This is a genomic window from Klebsiella sp. F11, from assembly GCF_056712265.1.
Window position 1 is genome coordinate 4,065,074 of the sequence record NZ_CM160060.1, and the last position, 16,743, is coordinate 4,081,816.

The 16,743-nt window shown below is 64.9% G+C and carries 12 protein-coding genes; 4 read left to right on the forward strand and 8 right to left on the reverse strand.

Annotation, left to right across the window (positions count from 1 at the left end):
• Positions 1–45 precede the first annotated feature (45 nt).
• From cstA to entC, 6 genes are all read right to left on the reverse strand, one after another.
• Positions 46–2,151 carry a pyruvate/proton symporter CstA gene (gene cstA / locus AC1M2H_RS20120; RefSeq protein WP_480148759.1) on the reverse strand — a complete coding sequence of 702 codons (2,106 nt, stop codon included), beginning with the start codon at positions 2,149–2,151 and terminating at the stop codon, positions 46–48.
• 258 nt (positions 2,152–2,409) lie between these two features.
• The gene (gene entH / locus AC1M2H_RS20125) at positions 2,410–2,823 is read right to left on the reverse strand and encodes a proofreading thioesterase EntH (protein WP_045854421.1); all 414 of its coding nucleotides are present in this window, start codon (positions 2,821–2,823) and stop codon (positions 2,410–2,412) included.
• Positions 2,824–3,579: a 2,3-dihydro-2,3-dihydroxybenzoate dehydrogenase EntA gene (gene entA / locus AC1M2H_RS20130; RefSeq protein WP_480148760.1), complete on the reverse strand. Its 756-nt coding sequence runs from the start codon at positions 3,577–3,579 to the stop codon at positions 2,824–2,826. It abuts the gene before it with no gap.
• Positions 3,579–4,430 (reverse strand): isochorismatase, encoded by an 852-nt coding sequence (locus AC1M2H_RS20135; protein ID WP_480148761.1) that lies wholly within the window; start codon positions 4,428–4,430, stop codon positions 3,579–3,581. The genes entA and AC1M2H_RS20135 overlap by 1 nt, the downstream gene beginning before the upstream one ends.
• 13 nt (positions 4,431–4,443) lie before the next feature.
• On the reverse strand, positions 4,444–6,051 hold the full coding sequence (gene entE, locus AC1M2H_RS20140) for a (2,3-dihydroxybenzoyl)adenylate synthase EntE (protein ID WP_480151996.1): 1,608 nt from the start codon (positions 6,049–6,051) through the stop codon (positions 4,444–4,446).
• Positions 6,052–6,060: 9 nt separating this feature from the next.
• Positions 6,061–7,236 carry an isochorismate synthase EntC gene (entC, locus tag AC1M2H_RS20145; RefSeq protein ID WP_480148762.1) on the reverse strand — a complete coding sequence of 392 codons (1,176 nt, stop codon included), beginning with the start codon at positions 7,234–7,236 and terminating at the stop codon, positions 6,061–6,063.
• A 189-nt stretch (positions 7,237–7,425) separates the two neighbouring features.
• On the opposite strand from entC, the gene fepB reads away from it, so the two are divergent.
• Positions 7,426–8,385 (forward strand): Fe2+-enterobactin ABC transporter substrate-binding protein, encoded by a 960-nt coding sequence (fepB, locus tag AC1M2H_RS20150; RefSeq protein WP_480148763.1) that lies wholly within the window; start codon positions 7,426–7,428, stop codon positions 8,383–8,385.
• A 41-nt stretch (positions 8,386–8,426) separates the two neighbouring features.
• Here fepB and entS read toward each other — a convergent pair whose 3' ends face one another.
• On the reverse strand, positions 8,427–9,668 hold the full coding sequence (gene entS / locus AC1M2H_RS20155) for an enterobactin transporter EntS (RefSeq protein WP_480148764.1): 1,242 nt from the start codon (positions 9,666–9,668) through the stop codon (positions 8,427–8,429).
• 284 nt (positions 9,669–9,952) lie between these two features.
• Between entS and fepD the strand changes: the two genes are divergently transcribed.
• From fepD to fepC, 3 genes are read left to right on the forward strand one after another with little or no spacing between them, the layout of a single operon-like run.
• Positions 9,953–10,960 (forward strand): Fe(3+)-siderophore ABC transporter permease, encoded by a 1,008-nt coding sequence (fepD, locus tag AC1M2H_RS20160; protein WP_480148765.1) that lies wholly within the window; start codon positions 9,953–9,955, stop codon positions 10,958–10,960.
• Entirely contained in the window at positions 10,957–11,949 is a 993-nt protein-coding gene (gene fepG, locus AC1M2H_RS20165) for an iron-enterobactin ABC transporter permease (RefSeq protein WP_480148766.1), read from the forward strand. Before fepD ends, fepG begins: the two co-directional genes overlap by 4 nt.
• Positions 11,946–12,740, forward strand: coding sequence for an iron-enterobactin ABC transporter ATP-binding protein (gene fepC / locus AC1M2H_RS20170; RefSeq protein ID WP_480148767.1), 795 nt, complete (start codon positions 11,946–11,948; stop codon positions 12,738–12,740). The genes fepG and fepC overlap by 4 nt, the downstream gene beginning before the upstream one ends.
• A 114-nt stretch (positions 12,741–12,854) precedes the next feature.
• Here the strand turns inward: fepC and entF are convergent, their stop codons facing one another.
• On the reverse strand, positions 12,855–16,736 hold the full coding sequence (gene entF / locus AC1M2H_RS20175; protein WP_480148768.1) for an enterobactin non-ribosomal peptide synthetase EntF: 3,882 nt from the start codon (positions 16,734–16,736) through the stop codon (positions 12,855–12,857).
• Between the last annotated feature and the right edge of the window lie 7 nt (positions 16,737–16,743).

The window sequence follows — 16,743 nt, forward strand, 5'->3', positions numbered from 1 at the left end:
TCCTCTCCCTTGCGGGAGAGGATTGGGCTAACAAAAACCGGCTCGCTAATGCGCGCGTCTCGCCTGGGTTACCAGGGTCTCAGCGTCGGCGGGCATCGGTTCGTACGGCGTCTCTTTGGCCGTTGGCCGCTCCTCTTTCAGCGCCGCCAGCGCGGTTTTGATTGAGAACAGCGCCAGCACCACGACCACCACCATAAAGAAGATGGTCAGACCGGCATCCAGACGGTTGTTAAAGACCAGCTGCGCCAGCTGGGATTCGCTGTACTGCGGCGGGATGGCGCCGCTGTCGATCATCGCCTGGAACTTATTGGCGATGGCCAGGAAGCCGACCTTGGTATCCGGGCTGAACGACTTCTGCCAGCCGGCGGTCAGGGTACAAATCAGCAGCCACGACGTGGGCAGCAGCGCGACCCACGCATAGCGCTGACGCTTCATTTTAAACAGTACCACCGCGCAGAGCATCAGCGCCATCCCCGCCAGCATCTGGTTGGCGATACCGAACAGCGGCCACAGGGTGTTAATCCCACCGAGCGGGTCCACCACCCCCTGGTGCAGGAAGTAGCCCCACGCCAGCACGCACAGCGCCGTCGCCAGCAGGTTCGCCGGCAGCGAGCTGGTTCTCTTCAGCCCCGGGCTTATCACGCCGAGCAGATCCTGCAGCATAAAGCGCGCCGCGCGGGTGCCGGCATCCACCGCCGTCAGAATAAACAGCGCCTCAAACAGAATGGCGAAGTGATACCAGAAGGCGACATCCATCAGGCCGCCCAGCGAACCGTGCAGGATGTAGGCCATCCCGACCGCCAGCGTCGGCGCGCCGCCGGCACGCGAGATAATCGACTGTTCGCCGACCTCGCTGGCTATCTGGCGCAGCGTATCCGGAGTGATGCTAAAGCCCCAACCGCTGACCACCTGCGCTGCGGACGCCACCACGTCGGTGGTTCCGGCCGGCGCCAGCACCGCCATCGGGCTGTTCATCGCGAAGTAGACGCCGGGGTCGATCACGCAGGCCGCCACCAGCGCCATAATGGCGACGAAGGATTCCATCAGCATGCCGCCATAGCCGATAAAGCAGGCCTGGCCTTCGTTGGCCAGCATTTTCGGCGTGGTGCCGGAAGCGATCAGCGCGTGGAAGCCCGACACGGCGCCGCAGGCGATGGTGATAAACAGGAACGGGAACAGGCTGCCGCTCCACACCGGGCCGGTGCCGTCAATAAATTTGGTCAGCGCCGGCATGGTTAGCGTCGGGCGCATAATCAGGATACCGATCGCCAGCCCGACGATGGTGCCGATTTTCAGGAAGGTCGAGAGGTAGTCGCGCGGGGCCAGCAGCAGCCACACCGGCAGCACCGAGGCGATAAAGCCGTAGCCCACCAGAATCCAGGTCAGCTGCACGCCGGTGTAGTCAAACCACGGCGCCCAGGTCGCGCTTTCGGCGACCCATCCGCCGGAGACGATGGCAAACACCAGCAGCACCAGGCCAATCACCGACACTTCGCCAATGCGCCCAGGACGCAGATAGCGAATGTAGATCCCCATAAAAATCGCCAGCGGGATGGTGAAGGCGACGGTATAGGTCCCCCACGGGCTGTGGGTCAGCGCTTTCACCACGATCATCGCCAGCACCGCGAGGATGATCACCATGATCATAAAGCAGGCCACCAGCGCCAGCACCCCGGCGGTAGGCCCCATCTCCTCTTTCACCAGCTCGCCGAGCGAGCGGCCGTCGCGGCGGGTCGAGACGAACAGCACCATAAAGTCCTGCACCGCGCCGGCCAGCACCACGCCGGCGAGGAGCCAGATCATCCCCGGCAGGTAGCCCATCTGCGCCGCCAGCACCGGCCCGACCAGCGGCCCCGCGCCGGCAATGGCCGCAAAATGGTGACCGAACAGCACTTTTTTATCGGTCGGAACGTAGTCGAGGCCGTCGTTATGCCGCACCGCGGGCGTCATCCGCGTCGGGTCAACCGCCAGCACGTTTTTGGCGATATAGAGGCCATAGAAGCGATAGGCAATCAGATAGATACAGACCGCCGCTACGACAATCCATAGCGCATTAATCTGTTCGCCGCGGTTTAAGGCTATGTAGCCGAGGGCAAAGGCTCCGATGACGGATAGCAGTGCCCAGATGAGGTATTTCCCTGAATTATTCATTATCGGGTTCCACGGGTAGGGTAATCAATCTGTTACATTTTGTTTCTAGAACACAACGCAGATTTTAACAACGTAGAAACCCTGGAGATGTCGCCCGAAGGCAGGGATTTATCTCACATTGCTAGCGAGATCACTTCTGGCAGGAAAATGGATGAAAACAGCGGCGTCAGAAAGACGCCCGCGCTGCGCCCGGTCAGGCTACAGAAATAAAACCGTAGCCGGGACGGGACGCGGCGCGAGCCGGGGGACGATGGAGAGCTAGCCGAGCACCGCGGTGCCCAGGCGGCAGGTGCAGCAGCGCCGTCCGCGCTCGTCGAAGACGGCGATTTCCCAGCTTTGCCCCTGGCGGCCGAGGTGCAGAGGACGGCACTCGCCGCGGACTTTACCGCTGGAGACCGCCCGATGGTGGGTGGCGTTCAGCTCGGTGCCGACCACGCACTGGCCCTCTTCGGTCATCAGCCAGCCGGCCATCGACCCCAGCGTCTCCGCCAGCGCCGCCGACGCGCCGCCGTGCAGCAGGCCAAAGGGCTGATGGGTGCGGGCGTCGACCGGCATTTCGGCCTCCAGCAGCCCCTCTTCCAGCCGGGTATAGACAATGCCCAAATGGGCCACCATCGTATTCGCGCTGGTGGCGTTAAGAGCCTCCAGCGTCAGCTGACGTTTCCAGGCCATCTATGCCCCCAGCGTCGAGCCGCCGTCGACCACGATATCCTGCAGCGTGATATGGCTGGCGTGATGGGAGGCGAGGAACAAAATGGTGCTGGCGATCTCCTGCGGCCGGGCGATCTTGCCCAGCGGAATGCCGAGCTTGAACTGCTCGCCAAAACCGCGAATGCGCTGCTGCTCGGCGTCATCGCTGACCCACAGCGTGCGCTGCATATCGGTGTCTGTCGAGCCCGGCGAAACGAGGTTACAGCGCACCCCGCTGCCCGCCAGCTCGAGTCCGACGGTCAGCGCCAGGCTCTTCAGCGCCGCCTTCGATGCGCCGTAGGCGCTCATGCCGATGCGCGGCGTATGGGCGGCGTCAGACGCCACGGTGACGATCGCCCCGCCCCGCTGGCGACGGAACTGGGCCATCGTCTGCTGGAAGAGGTTAAACGCGCCGCCGACGTTAACGGCGAAGGTCTGCTGCCACTCTTCCACGCTCAGCGCGTCGGTGGCGCCCATGCGTAAAATACCGGCCGCATTAACCAGCACGTCGAGACGCTCAATACCGTTCAGCAGGCGCCCGCACACCTCTGCCACCTGCGGTGCGTCGGAGACGTCCAGCGTCTCGGTGGCGAACGGATAGCTTTCGCCCGCGAACGCGAGGTCAAAACCGGTGACCTGCGCCCCGGCCTCGACGAAGGCCAGCGCAGTGGCGTAGCCGATGCCCTTACCCGCTCCGGTCACCCATACGGTCTGGCCCTGAAAATCGAGCGCGGCCATTATTTCACCTCGCGGGAGAGCAGCGCCCACCAGGCGTCAATCGACGGATTTTTCGCCAGCATCACGAAGTCGATATCGCCGTGCACTTTGCGCCAGCGCGCGGCTAGCGCCATCATGCGCACCGAGTCCAGGCCATAGTCGATGAGGTTTTCGTCATCCATCGGTTCGTCCGACTCGTCGAGCAGCGGCAGGATCAGCGCCCGCAGCGCCCCCTTTGATGCCGGCAGCGGCAGCAGCTCTTCGGTCATCACCACCCGGCCGCAGCGTCCGGCGACGTATTTCAGCGCCATCAGATGCTCTTCGCGGCTAAAGTCCGCCAGCGCGTCGGCCACGAAGAACGGCTTGATATCGCGCATAAAAGCGTCGGTCGCTGTCGTCATGCAGCCGATATGGGCATAGACGCCGGTGACGATCAGCTGGTCGCGTCCGGCCTCTTTCAGCATCTCTTCCAGCGGCGAACGGTGGAACGCGCTGTAGCGCCACTTCACCAGCACGGTGTCGTTTTCATCCGGCGCCAGGGCGGCAATCACCCGCTGCTGCTCCGGCGAGCGGGTCAGGCCCGGCCCCCACATATCGTTCAACAGGGCGCGGTCTTCGTCGCTCTGCTCTTTCGGCTGCGCGGTGTAAAACACCGGAATAGCGTGCTGCTTGCAGAAATCGCGCAGAGCGGCAACGTTGGCGACCACTTTCGCCATCATCGCGCTGTCTTCACCCCAGAAGTTGAGGAAATACTCCTGCATATCGTGGATAAGCAGCGCGGCGCGGGACGGCTCAAAGGCCCAGCTCACTTTGTTCGCCGGGATATCGCTGGCTTCCGGCAGCGCATAAGCCTGTAATTGAGGAATGGCCATTCTGTCTTCTCCTTCAGCCCAGCTTGCGTTCAGCCAGCCACTGACGTAATTGTTTTTTATCGACTTTGCCCACCGGCGTCAGCGGCAGCGCGTCCACGCACTCCACCCGATCCGGCAGCTTAAATTCGGCCACGCCCTGCTCGCGCAGGAAGCGGCGGACCGCGACCGCGCGCAGCGGCTCTTTGACCACCAGGTACGCGCAGCTTTTCTCGCCCAGCAGGCTATCCTCCATGCTCACCAGCGCGGCATGGATCGTCGCCGGGTGGCGCAGCAGCAGGTTTTCAATCTCTTCCGCGGCGATCTTCTCCCCGCCGCGGTTGATCTGATCTTTCTCACGCCCCTGTACGGTGATATAGCCGTCTTCGTCGATCGAGATCAGATCGCCGGAGCAGTAGAAGCCGTCGGCGTCAAACGCCTCCAGATTATGCTGCGGGCTTCTATAGTAGCCGCGGAAGGTGTAGGGCCCGCGGGTCATCAGGCGGCCGACTTCGCCGCGCGGCAGCGGGTTGCCTTCGGCATCGGCGACCCACACTTCGTCGTCGGGGCTCATCGGGCAGCCCTGGGTATTGATAATGCGTTCCGGGCTATCGTTGAGGCGGGTGTAGTTCACCAGCCCTTCCGCCATGCCGAAGACCTGCTGCAGCTGGCAGCCAATCTCCGCCGGAATGCGCGCGGCGAGCGTCGCGGACAGGCGCGCTCCGCCGACCTGCAGCAGCCGCAGCGACCGCAGCTGGGCGTTGCCGCCCCATTCGTGGATCGCCTGCAGCCACAGGCTGACCGCCGGCGGCACCAGCGCGGCGACGTTGATCTGATGCTTTTCAATCAGCGGGAAGCAGAGCGTGGCGCTCGGGTCGGCGGCAAGGATCACCCGGCCACCGGCCAGAAACACCCCCAGCGATCCCGGCGAGCTCAGCGCGTAGTTGTGCGCCGCCGGCAGCGCGTTGAGATAGCGCGTATCGGCGCTAATCGCGCAAATTTCATTGCTGCGGCGAATGCTGTATTCGTAATCGTTGTGGGTGCGCGGGATAAGCTTCGGCGTACCGGTGCTGCCGCCGGAGAGCTGGAAAAACGCCACCTCATCGGCAGGCGTCGGGTTCGCGATGAAGCCATTGGCCGGCTCGGCGATCGCCGCGGCCAGGTCATACTCGCCGCCATCGCCGCGCAGCAGCGCCACCCGCACCGACGGATGCTGCTCGATAAATCCGTTGAGGAAGCTATCGTCGGCAAACAGCGCATGTTGGCGGTCGGCCACCAGCAGCGCGGGCTCAATCTGCGTGGCGTAGGCGTTGAGCTCGCTGCGCTGATGGCTAAACAGCGCGTTGACCGGCGCCACGCCGATGCGCAGCAGCGCAAAGAAGGTGATGTAGAATTCGGCGACGTTGCCCAGCTGCACCAGCGCGGTTTCCCCGCGCTTGAGCCCCATCCCCTGCAGGGAGCAGGCTAGATTATCCACCCGCTGGTTGAACTGGCGATAGCTGTACTGAACTTCGCCGTCGATAATCGCCACGGCATCGCTCGCCGCGTGACGAGTAATCAGCTCGGTTAACGGCCGATCCTGCCAGTAGCCTTTTTCACGGTAGCGGGCGGCAAAACTTTCCGGCCAGCGGTTAAATGCAATCATCATCGCCTCTTAATACAAGCCGAACACGTTCAGCATAGTGGTCAGTTTAACGCCGGTTTCGCGCCACTCCCCCAGCGGAGAGGAGGCCGGAACGATCCCCGCGCCGGCAAACAGGCGCAGCGTGTTCTGCTGCAGGCGGGCGCAGCGAATGGTCACCACCCACTCGCCGTTGCCTTCGTCATCGCACCAGCCTACGATGCCGCCGAACAGCTGGCGATCGAACGGTTCCAGTTCGCGAATCAGGCGGGTGGCGGCCTGGTGCGGGAAACCGCTGAGGGCCGGCGTCGGATGCAGCAGGCAGGCCAGCGACATGGCGTTTTCCCCGGCCGCGGCGGTCCCGGCGATAGGCGTCGCCAGGTGCCATAAAGTTGGGGTGGTGATCAGCTGCGGAGAGTCCGGCAGCAACAGCTCGCGGCAGCGCGGCACGAGCACCGCTTTCATCGCCTGGGTCACCAGCTCGTGCTCGTGGCGATCTTTGCCGGATGCCAGCAGCTTATTGCCGGCTTCGCGATCCAGCACATCGTCCGGCTGGCGCCGGGCCGATCCCGCCAGCGGCAGAGAGCTAAAGCTATCGCCCTCTTTCCGCAGCAGCAGCTCCGGGCTGGCGCCGAGCAGCACGCCACCGTCCGAGAGCGGCACGTGGAAGTTATAGCTGGCGGGGTTTTGCGCAATCAGGCGCTCCAGCAGCGCACCGCTGTCCGCACGTTCGCGGGTGGTGATATCGATCAGGCGCGACAGCACGACCTTATCGACTTCCGGCGTGGCGGTCAGCGCGGCGGCGCGTTCAACCATCGCCATAAAGGCGTCCTGCTCGGGGATCTCCCGGCGCGCCACCACGTCCATCGCCGCCTGGCCCGACGCGTAGCGCGCGGAGCGCTGCTTGCCGGTGCGGGAGAAGGTTTCCCAGCGCTCGGGAATAAACAGTTCGGACGGCTGGCGGGTATCAAAGGGGATCGCGCCGACCATCACCGGCTTGTCGATCCCGGCGGCCTTCGCCTCCCGGAACGCGGCGGACATTTGCTGCTGGAATTCGCCGGTCAGGGCCTCGCCGTCGGCGGCGGAATGAGAGAAGCGCCTGAAACAGCCCGAAGTGCTAAAACTGCGGTACGGCGACATAAAGAAGAAGCTTTCTGGTGCCAGAGTCATGTTTTGCTCCCGTACATCCTCGGCCAGTGACGTTTCCATATCATCCTCCAAAAAAACGATAAAGATATTAAGAATAATTATCATTTATATTTTGGTTGGCTAACCTAAAAGGTATTGCTCTGCATGTCAACCGTACAAACAGCATGTTGTGCTACTTAGGCTTGCATCCCTACGGCACAAAGCTGAAAATGAGACGCATTTATTCCAACTCATTCAGGATACAAATTCGTGAATTTCTCCACTTTGTGCCGCCGTACTCTGCTGGCCTGCGGGCTGGCCTGTTTAGGAATGACCTCAGCATTCGCCGCCGACTGGCCGCGTCAGATCGCCGACAGCCGCGGCGCGCACACCCTCGAGCACCGGCCGCTGCGCATCGTTTCCACCAGCGTCACCCTCACCGGCTCGCTGCTGGCGATTGACGCCCCGGTGGTGGCCAGCGGAGCCACTACGCCGAATAACCGCGTGGCCGATGGGCAGGGATTCCTGCGCCAGTGGAGCAGCGTCGCCCGGGATCGTAAGCTGGCGCGGCTCTATATCGGCGAACCGAGCGCCGAAGCCGTGGCCGCTCAGATGCCGGACCTGATCCTGATTAGCGCCACCGGCGGCGATTCCGCGCTGGCGCTCTACGATCAGCTTTCTACTATTGCGCCGACGCTTATCATCAACTACGACGATAAGAGCTGGCAGGCGCTGCTCACCCAGCTCGGGGAGATTACCGGCCAGGAGAAGCAGGCCGCGGCGCGCATTGCCGAATTTGATAAACAGCTGGCGGCGCTGAAGCAGCAGATGAAGCTGCCGCCGCAGCCGGTCAGCGCGCTGGTGTATACCGCCGCGGCCCATAGCGCCAATCTGTGGACGCCGGAATCGGCCCAGGGCCAGATGCTCGAACAGCTGGGCTTTACGCTGGCCACCCTGCCCACCGGGCTGCACGCCAGCCAGAGCCAGGGTAAACGCCACGATATCATCCAGCTCGGCGGGGAGAATTTAGCCGCCGGCCTCAATGGCCAAAGCCTGTTCCTGTTCGCCGGCGACGAGAAGGACGCTAAGGCGATTTACGCCAATCCGCTGCTCGCCCACCTGCCTGCGGTCGCAGCCAAACGCGTCTATCCGCTGGGCACCGAAACGTTCCGTCTCGACTACTACAGCGCCATGCTGGTGCTGCAGCGCCTCTCAGCCTTATTCGGCTAAACCCCGTTCCCGGCCGGCGCCATGCCCGGCCGGGAAGCCAATCAACTTTCGCTCACCGTCTCCGGGCGCTGAAAACGGCGTAGTTCGCTCAGCAGCCCAATCAGGATCGCCCCGACGATAACCAGCACCCAGCCGCTGGCGCTTGCCGACGCGACCGGGGTCATCATCACACCGAGGCCGCCCAGCAGCGCGGCGCCAACGGCATCGCCGGTAACGTTCTGCGCGGTCCACAGGCCGTTAATGCGCCCGAGCATCGCTTCCGGCGTCTGGGTTTGAATCAGGGTGTACTGCAGCAGAGAGCTGATGGCGCTCAGCCAGCCAAACAGCGCCAGGCACAGCGCGCCCAGCTGCCACAGCGGCATCAGGCTAAACAGCGCGATGGCAATAAAGGAGCCGACGGTGGTGGCCAGCATCAGCGCGCCCGGCCTGGCGGTCTGCGCCAGCCGGCCGCTGGTGAGCGCCCCGAGAGCGGCGCCCAGCGGGATCGCGGCGTACAACAGGCCAATCTGCGAGGCCGACATCCGCCAGCCTTCGGCCAGCGCCGGATAGAGCACGCGCACCGCGCTCGCCATCGTCAGCAGGCCGCCGAGCAGCGCGATACCGCCAATCAGCGGGCTATTAAAGAGGAACTTAACCCCCGCCAGCAGCGACTTCAGCGGATGCTCGCGCGGCTGCGGCGGCGGCGGGAGCTGCGGTAAACGCAGCAGCGTCAGGGTGGTGATAAAGGTTCCGGCCGCCGCCAGGCCGTAGTTCCAGGCCACGCCGCCGGTCGCCAGCAACAGGCCGCCGATCATCGGCGAAATCACCGAGCCCAGGCGCACCGTCAGCATGGTAATCGCCCCGGCCTGCATCAGATTTTCCCGCCCGACCAGCGCGGGGGTTGCCGCCAGCAGCGCCGTCACGCCCAGCGAGGCAAAGAAGCCGTCCCAGATGCCCAGCAGATAGATGGCGATCAGCGAAGGCTCGGGCAGCAGCGCGTTTAGGCACAGGCCGACAAAACCGATCCCGCAGGTACCGCGCGCCAGCAGGATCAGACGCTTACGCTCGTAGCGATCCGCTAGCACGCCCCCCACCATCAGCCCGACAAACATCGAACCGCCGGTCAGAGTGACCGAGAGGCCGACCTGCAGGGTGGAGTGGGTCATCATCTGGATTTGTACCGGGATGGCAACGCCCAGCAGGCCGAGCGAGAGAATAGAGATAAAGCGGGCGATAAAGACGGCGCGAAACGCCGGATGCGTTTTCAGCAGGCTCAGGTCCAGCAGACGGGATTGTCGGTTCATTACAACACCTTGTTATTATTTTCCATCGATACTCGTCATACGGCGGGCTACCAATGAGCCGGCGGCGACCGAACGCCGCGCATAGCGACGCCCTGGGCCATGGCGGGCGGATTGACTCTGCGCCCGGGTGGCGCCGTGGGCTAGCGCCCGGAGGCTTGCGCCCCTGCCGTCGCGACGCATCCCGAATGATTTGCGTATACCACTCTTAGGGGCCGCCATGCTAACATAACTGAATAGAATCGATAACGATAATTACTATCGTTATCATGTCAGGGATGTGAACTATGTCGTTTTCTACGACCACGGTGCGCGCCGTTGCCGTGCCTGGTCTGCTGCTGGTTTTAGCCGTGGCGATTGCGCTCAGCCTGCTGGTCGGCGCCAAACCTCTGCCACTCAACGTCGTTGTGGATGCCTTTAGCGGCGCCTGTCAGAGCGCTGACTGCACCATCGTGCTCGATGCCCGCCTGCCGCGCACCCTTGCCGGGCTGCTCGCCGGCGTCGCGCTGGGCCTGGCGGGGGCGCTGATGCAGACCCTCACCCGCAATCCGCTGGCCGACCCCGGCATTCTGGGCGTCAACTCCGGCGCCAGCTTCGCGATCGTGCTGGGCGCCGCGCTGTTCGGCATTCATTCACCGCAGGAGCAGCTGCTGATGGCCTTTTGCGGCGCCTTTGCCGCCTCGCTGCTGGTAGCCTTCACCGGCAGCCAGGGCGGAGGCCAGCTGAGCCCGGTGCGCCTGACCCTGGCCGGCGTCGCGCTGGCGGCGGTGCTCGAAGGTCTCTCTAACGGCATCGCGCTGCTTAACCCCGACGTTTACGACCAGCTGCGCTTCTGGCAGGCCGGCTCGCTGGATATCCGTACTCTGCAAACGCTTAAAATCGTCCTGATCCCGGTGCTGATCGCCGGCGCCGTCACGCTGCTGCTCAGCCGGGCGCTGAACAGCCTGAGCCTCGGCAGCGATACCGCCACCGCCCTCGGCAGCCGGGTGGCGCGCACGCAGTTTATCGGCCTGCTGGCGATAACCGTCCTGTGCGGCAGCGCCACGGCGGTGGTCGGCCCCATCGCCTTTATCGGCCTGATGATGCCGCACATGGCGCGCTGGCTGGTGGGCGCCGACCACCGCTGGTCGCTGCCGGTCACCCTGCTGGCTACCCCGGCGCTGCTGCTATTTGCCGACGTCCTTGGCCGCCTGCTGGTGCCCGGTGAGCTGCGGGTCTCGGTGGTCAGCGCCTTTATCGGCGCCCCGGTGCTGATCTGGCTGGTGCGTCGTCAGCCGCGCGGAGGTGCCATGTGATCGCCCCTGCCCGTCGTTTGCTGCTCAGCTGCTTTATCCTGATCGTCGCCAGCGTGCTGGTTTCCCTCTGGGGGCTCGGCAGCGGCCTGGTGCCGCTGCGGGTGGAGCAGGTTATCTCCGCGCTGCTGGGCGATGCGCCGCGTAATATTACCATGGTCGTTACCGAATGGCGGCTGCCGCGGGTGCTGATGGCGCTGCTGATCGGCGCCGGGCTGGGCGTCAGCGGCGCGATTTTTCAGTCGCTGATGCGCAACCCGCTGGGCAGCCCGGACGTCATGGGCTTCAACACCGGCGCGTGGAGCGGAGTGCTGGTGGCGATGGTGATCTTTGGCCAGAACCTGACGGCTATCGCGCTGGCGGCGACGGCCGGCGGCGTGCTGACCGCCCTGCTGGTCTGGCTGCTGGCCTGGCGCAACGGGATTGAAACCTTCCGCCTGATTATTATCGGCATCGGCATCCGCGCGATGCTGGTGGCGTTCAATACCTGGCTGCTGCTGCGCGCGTCGCTGGAGACCGCGCTCTCCGCCGGGCTCTGGAACGCCGGCTCGCTCAACGGGCTGACGTGGAGTAAAACCTGGCCGTCGGCGCCGCTTATTGTGCTGATGCTGGCCTGCAGCGCGCTGCTGGCGCGGCGTATGCGCCTGCTGGAAATGGGTGACGACACCGCCTGCGCGCTGGGCGTGCGGGTCGAGCGCTCGCGCCTGCTGCTGATGCTGGTAGGGGTGGTGCTGACCGCCGCCGCCACCGCGCTGGCGGGCCCGATCTCCTTTATTGCGCTGGTGGCTCCGCATATTGCCCGCCGCCTCAGCGGCACCGCGCGCTGGGGTCTGACCCAGTCGGCGCTGTGCAGCGCGCTGCTGCTGGCGCTGGCCGACTACGGCTCCCAGCGCCTGTTTATGCCCTATCAGCTACCGGTGGGAGTCGTCACCGTCAGCATCGGCGGTATCTATCTCATCGCACTGTTAATTCAGGAGTCCCGCAAAAAATGACTGCAGTCACCTCCCGTTTGCGCGGCGACCAGTTGACCCTCGCATACGGCAAAAAGATCATCGCCGAATCGCTGAACGTGACCATTCCCGACGGCCACTTCACCGCCATTATTGGCCCCAACGGCTGCGGAAAATCGACGCTGCTGCGCACCCTCAGCCGCCTGATGACCCCGACCAGCGGCCATGTTTACCTCGACGGCGAGCAGATCCAGCGCTACGCCAGCAAGGACGTCGCCAGGCGCATCGGCCTGCTGGCGCAAAACGCCACCACTCCGGGCGATATTACCGTCCAGGAGCTGGTCGCCCGCGGCCGCTATCCGCATCAGCCGCTGTTCACCCGCTGGCGTAAAGAAGATGAAGACGCGGTCAATCGGGCGATGAAGGCCACCGGTATCACCGACCTTGCGCAGCAGAGCGTTGACACGCTCTCCGGCGGCCAGCGCCAGCGCGCGTGGATTGCGATGGTGCTGGCGCAGGAAACCGCCATCATGCTGCTCGACGAGCCGACGACCTGGCTGGATATCAGCCATCAGATAGATCTCCTGGAGCTGCTGAGCGAGCTGAATCGCGAGAAGGGCTATACCCTGGCGGCGGTGCTGCACGACCTCAACCAGGCCTGCCGCTACGCCACCCATCTGATCGCCCTGCGCGATGGCAAAATTATCGCCGAAGGGGCGCCGAAAGAGATCGTCACCGCCGGGCTTATCGAGCGGATTTACGGCCTGCGCTGCACCATCATCGACGATCCGGTCGCCCACACGCCGCTGGTGGTGCCGCTGGGCCGCCGCTAGCCTCCCCTTCTCTCCCAGGCTAAAGCACAAAAAAGCCCCGGTACGCGCGACGCCTACCGGGGCTGCTGGGCTATACGCCGGGGTCGCCCGGATAAACTCCGGACGACGCTCGACCTATCCCAGAATCTCCCGCACCACCGGACCTATTGACTCAAAGGCCTGGGGCGAGATGATCTCCACGTGCGCGCACGCCTGGCTGAAGACCTCCAGCTCGCCGACCCACGGCCCCCACAGCGCCTGCGGGTCCATCCCCGGCTGGCGCGTTTTTTCCGCCACGAACAGGGTCGCCTTGCCGTCGAACTTCGCGCTGTGCGCGGTGGTCAGCAGGCGCACCGCGTCGGCGTAGTTGCCCTCGATGGTGCTAAACAGCTCGCCGGACGGCTGTCCCTGCTGGGCGGCGAGGAACGCCTCCCGCTCGCGGTCAATTTCCGCCAGCACCTCCGGGTCGAGACCGTTGGCCTCTTTTTCCGCCCAGTTTTGCGACTCCGGCGGCCAGGTATCCAGCAGCCCTAGGAACGCTACCGCTTCGCCGCGCTGGCGCAGGCGCGCGGCAATCCCCTGCGCCAGGGTGCCGCCGAGGGAATAACCAAACAGGTAGTACGGCCCATGCGGCTGCTGCGCCAGTAAAGTTTGCAGATGAGACTCGCAGACTTCATCCAGGCTGGCGGCGCTCGCCATCGGCCCTTCCGGGCGCGGCGACTGAATGCCGGTGATTGACCAGCGCGGGTTGAGATAGCGCGCCAGCACGCTGAACTGCCAGGCAAAGCCGGAGGCCGGATGGAAGCAGAACAGCGTCGGGCCGTCGCTTTTACGCAGGGGTAAAAGCGCATCAAAGCCCAGGCGCTGCGCCTGCTCGTCGCTCAGATCGGAGGCCAGCAGCGCGCTCAGCTGGCCGACCGTCGAGGCGACCATTACCTGTCCCGGCGTCACCTGGCGCGCAAAGCGGCGGCTCAGCTGCGCCGCCAGGCGCATCGCCAGCAGCGAGTGGCCGCCAAGGGCAAAGAAATCGGCTTCGATGTCGTTCACTTCGCAGCCCAGCAGCTGGCTGAACGCCTCGGCAACCGCGCGCTCGCTCTCTGACTCCGGCGGCCGGCCTCGGCGTTCCTGGCTTAGCGTGGGCAGCGGCAGCGCTTTACGATCCAGCTTGCCGTTAGCGCTCAGCGGCAGCGCCGGCAGCTGGATCAGCACCACCGGCACCATATGTGGCGGCAGCTGTTCGCCGAGGCGCGCCTTCAGCGCCGCGGTATCCAGCGGTAGCCCGGACTCAGAGACCAGGTAACCGACCAGCTGGCGGGCATCGCCGCCGGTGGCCGCCGCCTGATTAAAGACGCAGGCGTGGGTGACCGCCTGGGCTACGTCCGGCAGCGCCGCCATAACGCGGTCTATTTCGCCGAGCTCAATGCGCTGGCCGCGAATTTTCAGCTGATCGTCGCTGCGCCCCAGATACTCCACCGCCCCGTTATCGAGCCAGCGCGCCACGTCCCCGGTACGGTACATGCGCTCGCCGGCGCTAAACGGATCGGCAATAAAGCGGCTGGCGGTCAGGTCCGGTCGGCCGAGATAGCCCTGCGCCAGCTGGATGCCGGTGAGATACAGATCGCCGGCGACGCCGGGCGGCACCGGACGCATAGTCGCGTCAAGAATGCGTAATCCGGTGTTCCATACCGGCCAGCCGATCGGCACGCTGCTGCCGGTTACCGCCGCCAGCTCCGCGCTGCAGGCCGGATACCAGCTGACGTCCACCGCCGCTTCGGTCGGGCCGTAGAGGTTATGCAGCGCCACGCCGGTCAGGGTCTCCCATTCGCGGCACAGCCCGGTCGGCAGCGCTTCGCCGCTGCAGAAGACCCGCCGCAGCGTGTGGCAGGCGGCGACGTTTTCCGCGTCGAGCGAAGCGACGAACGCCGTCAGCATCGACGGCACAAAGTGGGTCGTGGTTACGCCGTAGCGGGCGAAGAAGTGCTGCATCGCCAGCGGGTCGCGATGCGCTTCGGGCTCCGCCATCACCAGCCGGGCGCCGGCGATAAACGGCCACCAGAACTCCCACACCGAGACGTCAAAGCTGCACGGCGTTTTCTGCGCCACCACGTCATCGGCGCCGAGCGGATAGTGATTTTGCATCCACAGCAGGCGGTTGACGATCGCGGTCTGCCCCACCATCACCCCTTTCGGGCGTCCGGTGGAGCCGGAGGTAAAGATGATATAGGCGGTGTGCTCCGGCGCGGAGAGCGCCAGCGGCGCGCCATCCCCCGCCGCCAGCGGCTGCTGATAGCACAGGCTGGCGAGCCCGGGAATATCGCTAAAGCGCGCCAGCTGATCGTCGGAGGTCAGCAGCAGCGTCGGGCGCGCGTCTTCGAGCATCATGCGCAGGCGATCGTCAGGGTAGCCGGTATCGAGCGGCAGCCAGGCGGCGCCCGCTTCAACGATGGCGTGCAGCGCGAGGGTGAGGAATACCGAACGCGGCAGCGCCACCGCCACGCTATCGCCGGGCTTAACCCCGCGCGCGCGCAGCACCTCGGCCAGCGCCACCACCTGCTGGCGCATTTCGCGGTAGCTGAACTGCCAGCTGGCGTCCGCCAGCGCGGGGGCGTCCGGGGTCTTCATCGCCTGCTCCGCGACCAGCGCGCTCAGCGTCGTAGCGGGCAGCGCGATGCCGGTATTATTGATTTCCGCCAGCCGCTGCGTTTCCCGCGCGGATAGCATATTCGCTTCGCCGCAGCGCAGCGCCGGGTCGGCGGCAAACTGGGCCAGCAGCGCGGAGAGGCGCTCAACGTGCGCGCGCAGCGTGGCCTCATCGTAGCGCTGCTTATTGGCCAGCACTTCCAGCGACAGGCCGCCGGCTTCGTCCGGGAACAGCGCCAGCTCAAGATCGTTAACCGGGCCGGTCGCCAGGGTGTGCGTTACCGCCTGCACGCCGTCGATATCGAGGACGTAATCAAAGACTTTGATATTTAATACCGGGCCAAACAGCGGCTCATCGCCGGCGGCCTTGCCGCTGTCGCGGACGATTTGCTCCGCGTCATAGCGCTGGTGGCGGCGCATTTTTTTCAGCTGCCCGGCGAGGCGCAGCGCCAGCTCGGCCAGGGTTTCCCCGGCATCGATATTTATCGCCAGCGGCAGGACGTTAAGCACCGGCCCGGTCGCGGTCAGCGCCGCCGATCCCATGCGGCGCATAAAGATAAAGCCGGCGGCATAGTCCATCCGCCCGCACAGGCGCCCCAGCCACAGCGCGGTCAGCGCCAGCGCCAGATCGGCGCGCTGACACTGCGGGGCGCCGGCGGCGAGGCGGCTGAAGGTCGCGGCGTCGGCGTCAAGCTTCAGGCGCCAGATCTCCGTACCGGTTGCCCGTCCCGCCAGCGGCGCGGCGGAGAGCGAAACCGGCGCCGGCAGCGCCTGACGCTGCTCCTGCCAGAAGCGCTTGTCCCGCTGCCAGCCGTCGCTGCCGTAGTAGCGCTGATACTCTTCCACCACCTCGGCAAAGGGCGTAAACGGCGACTCCGGCGTCGCCTCGCCGCGCTGCCAGGCGCGGTAAATGGCGGCGATCTGGCGGGTAATGGCGGGGAAACTAAAGCCATCGACGAGTAAATGATGATAGCGTTGATACCAGTACCAGCGATTATCCGCCGTGCGCAGCAGCTGGTGGCAGACCAGCGAATTTCCGCTATCGACGCGCAGGTTCTGCCCGAGGTCGGCCTGCATAATGGCCAGCGCCGCGGCGTGCGGATCGTCCGCCGCGCGCAGGTCGTGGTACTGCGGTTCGTCGAAGACCCGGTCTTCATCAACCCACTGCCAGACTTCGCCGTTATCTTCGCAAAAGCGCAGGCTTAGCGTATCGGCCTGACGCAGGCCGGCGACGATCGCCCGGCCGAGCAGCGCCGGATCGAGGCTGCCGCTGAGTTCGACGTAGTGAGCGACGCTCCAGGCCCCGGGCAGCGTAGACAGCCGCTCCGCCATCCAGATCCCCGGCTGCGCGGCAACCAGCGGTAAACGAGTGGTCATCATCGGC

Coding starts and splice junctions, on each gene's coding strand:
- entC (WP_480148762.1), bottom strand. CDS start 7,236: ATGGAAACGTCACTGGCCGAGGATGTACGGGAGCAAAACATGACTCTG.
- entH (WP_045854421.1), bottom strand. CDS start 2,823: ATGGCCTGGAAACGTCAGCTGACGCTGGAGGCTCTTAACGCCACCAGC.
- fepD (WP_480148765.1), top strand. CDS start 9,953: ATGTCGTTTTCTACGACCACGGTGCGCGCCGTTGCCGTGCCTGGTCTG.
- cstA (WP_480148759.1), bottom strand. CDS start 2,151: ATGAATAATTCAGGGAAATACCTCATCTGGGCACTGCTATCCGTCATC.
- entE (WP_480151996.1), bottom strand. CDS start 6,051: ATGATTGCATTTAACCGCTGGCCGGAAAGTTTTGCCGCCCGCTACCGT.
- entS (WP_480148764.1), bottom strand. CDS start 9,668: ATGAACCGACAATCCCGTCTGCTGGACCTGAGCCTGCTGAAAACGCAT.
- entF (WP_480148768.1), bottom strand. CDS start 16,736: ATGACCACTCGTTTACCGCTGGTTGCCGCGCAGCCGGGGATCTGGATG.
- AC1M2H_RS20135 (WP_480148761.1), bottom strand. CDS start 4,430: ATGGCCATTCCTCAATTACAGGCTTATGCGCTGCCGGAAGCCAGCGAT.
- entA (WP_480148760.1), bottom strand. CDS start 3,579: ATGGCCGCGCTCGATTTTCAGGGCCAGACCGTATGGGTGACCGGAGCG.
- fepC (WP_480148767.1), top strand. CDS start 11,946: ATGACTGCAGTCACCTCCCGTTTGCGCGGCGACCAGTTGACCCTCGCA.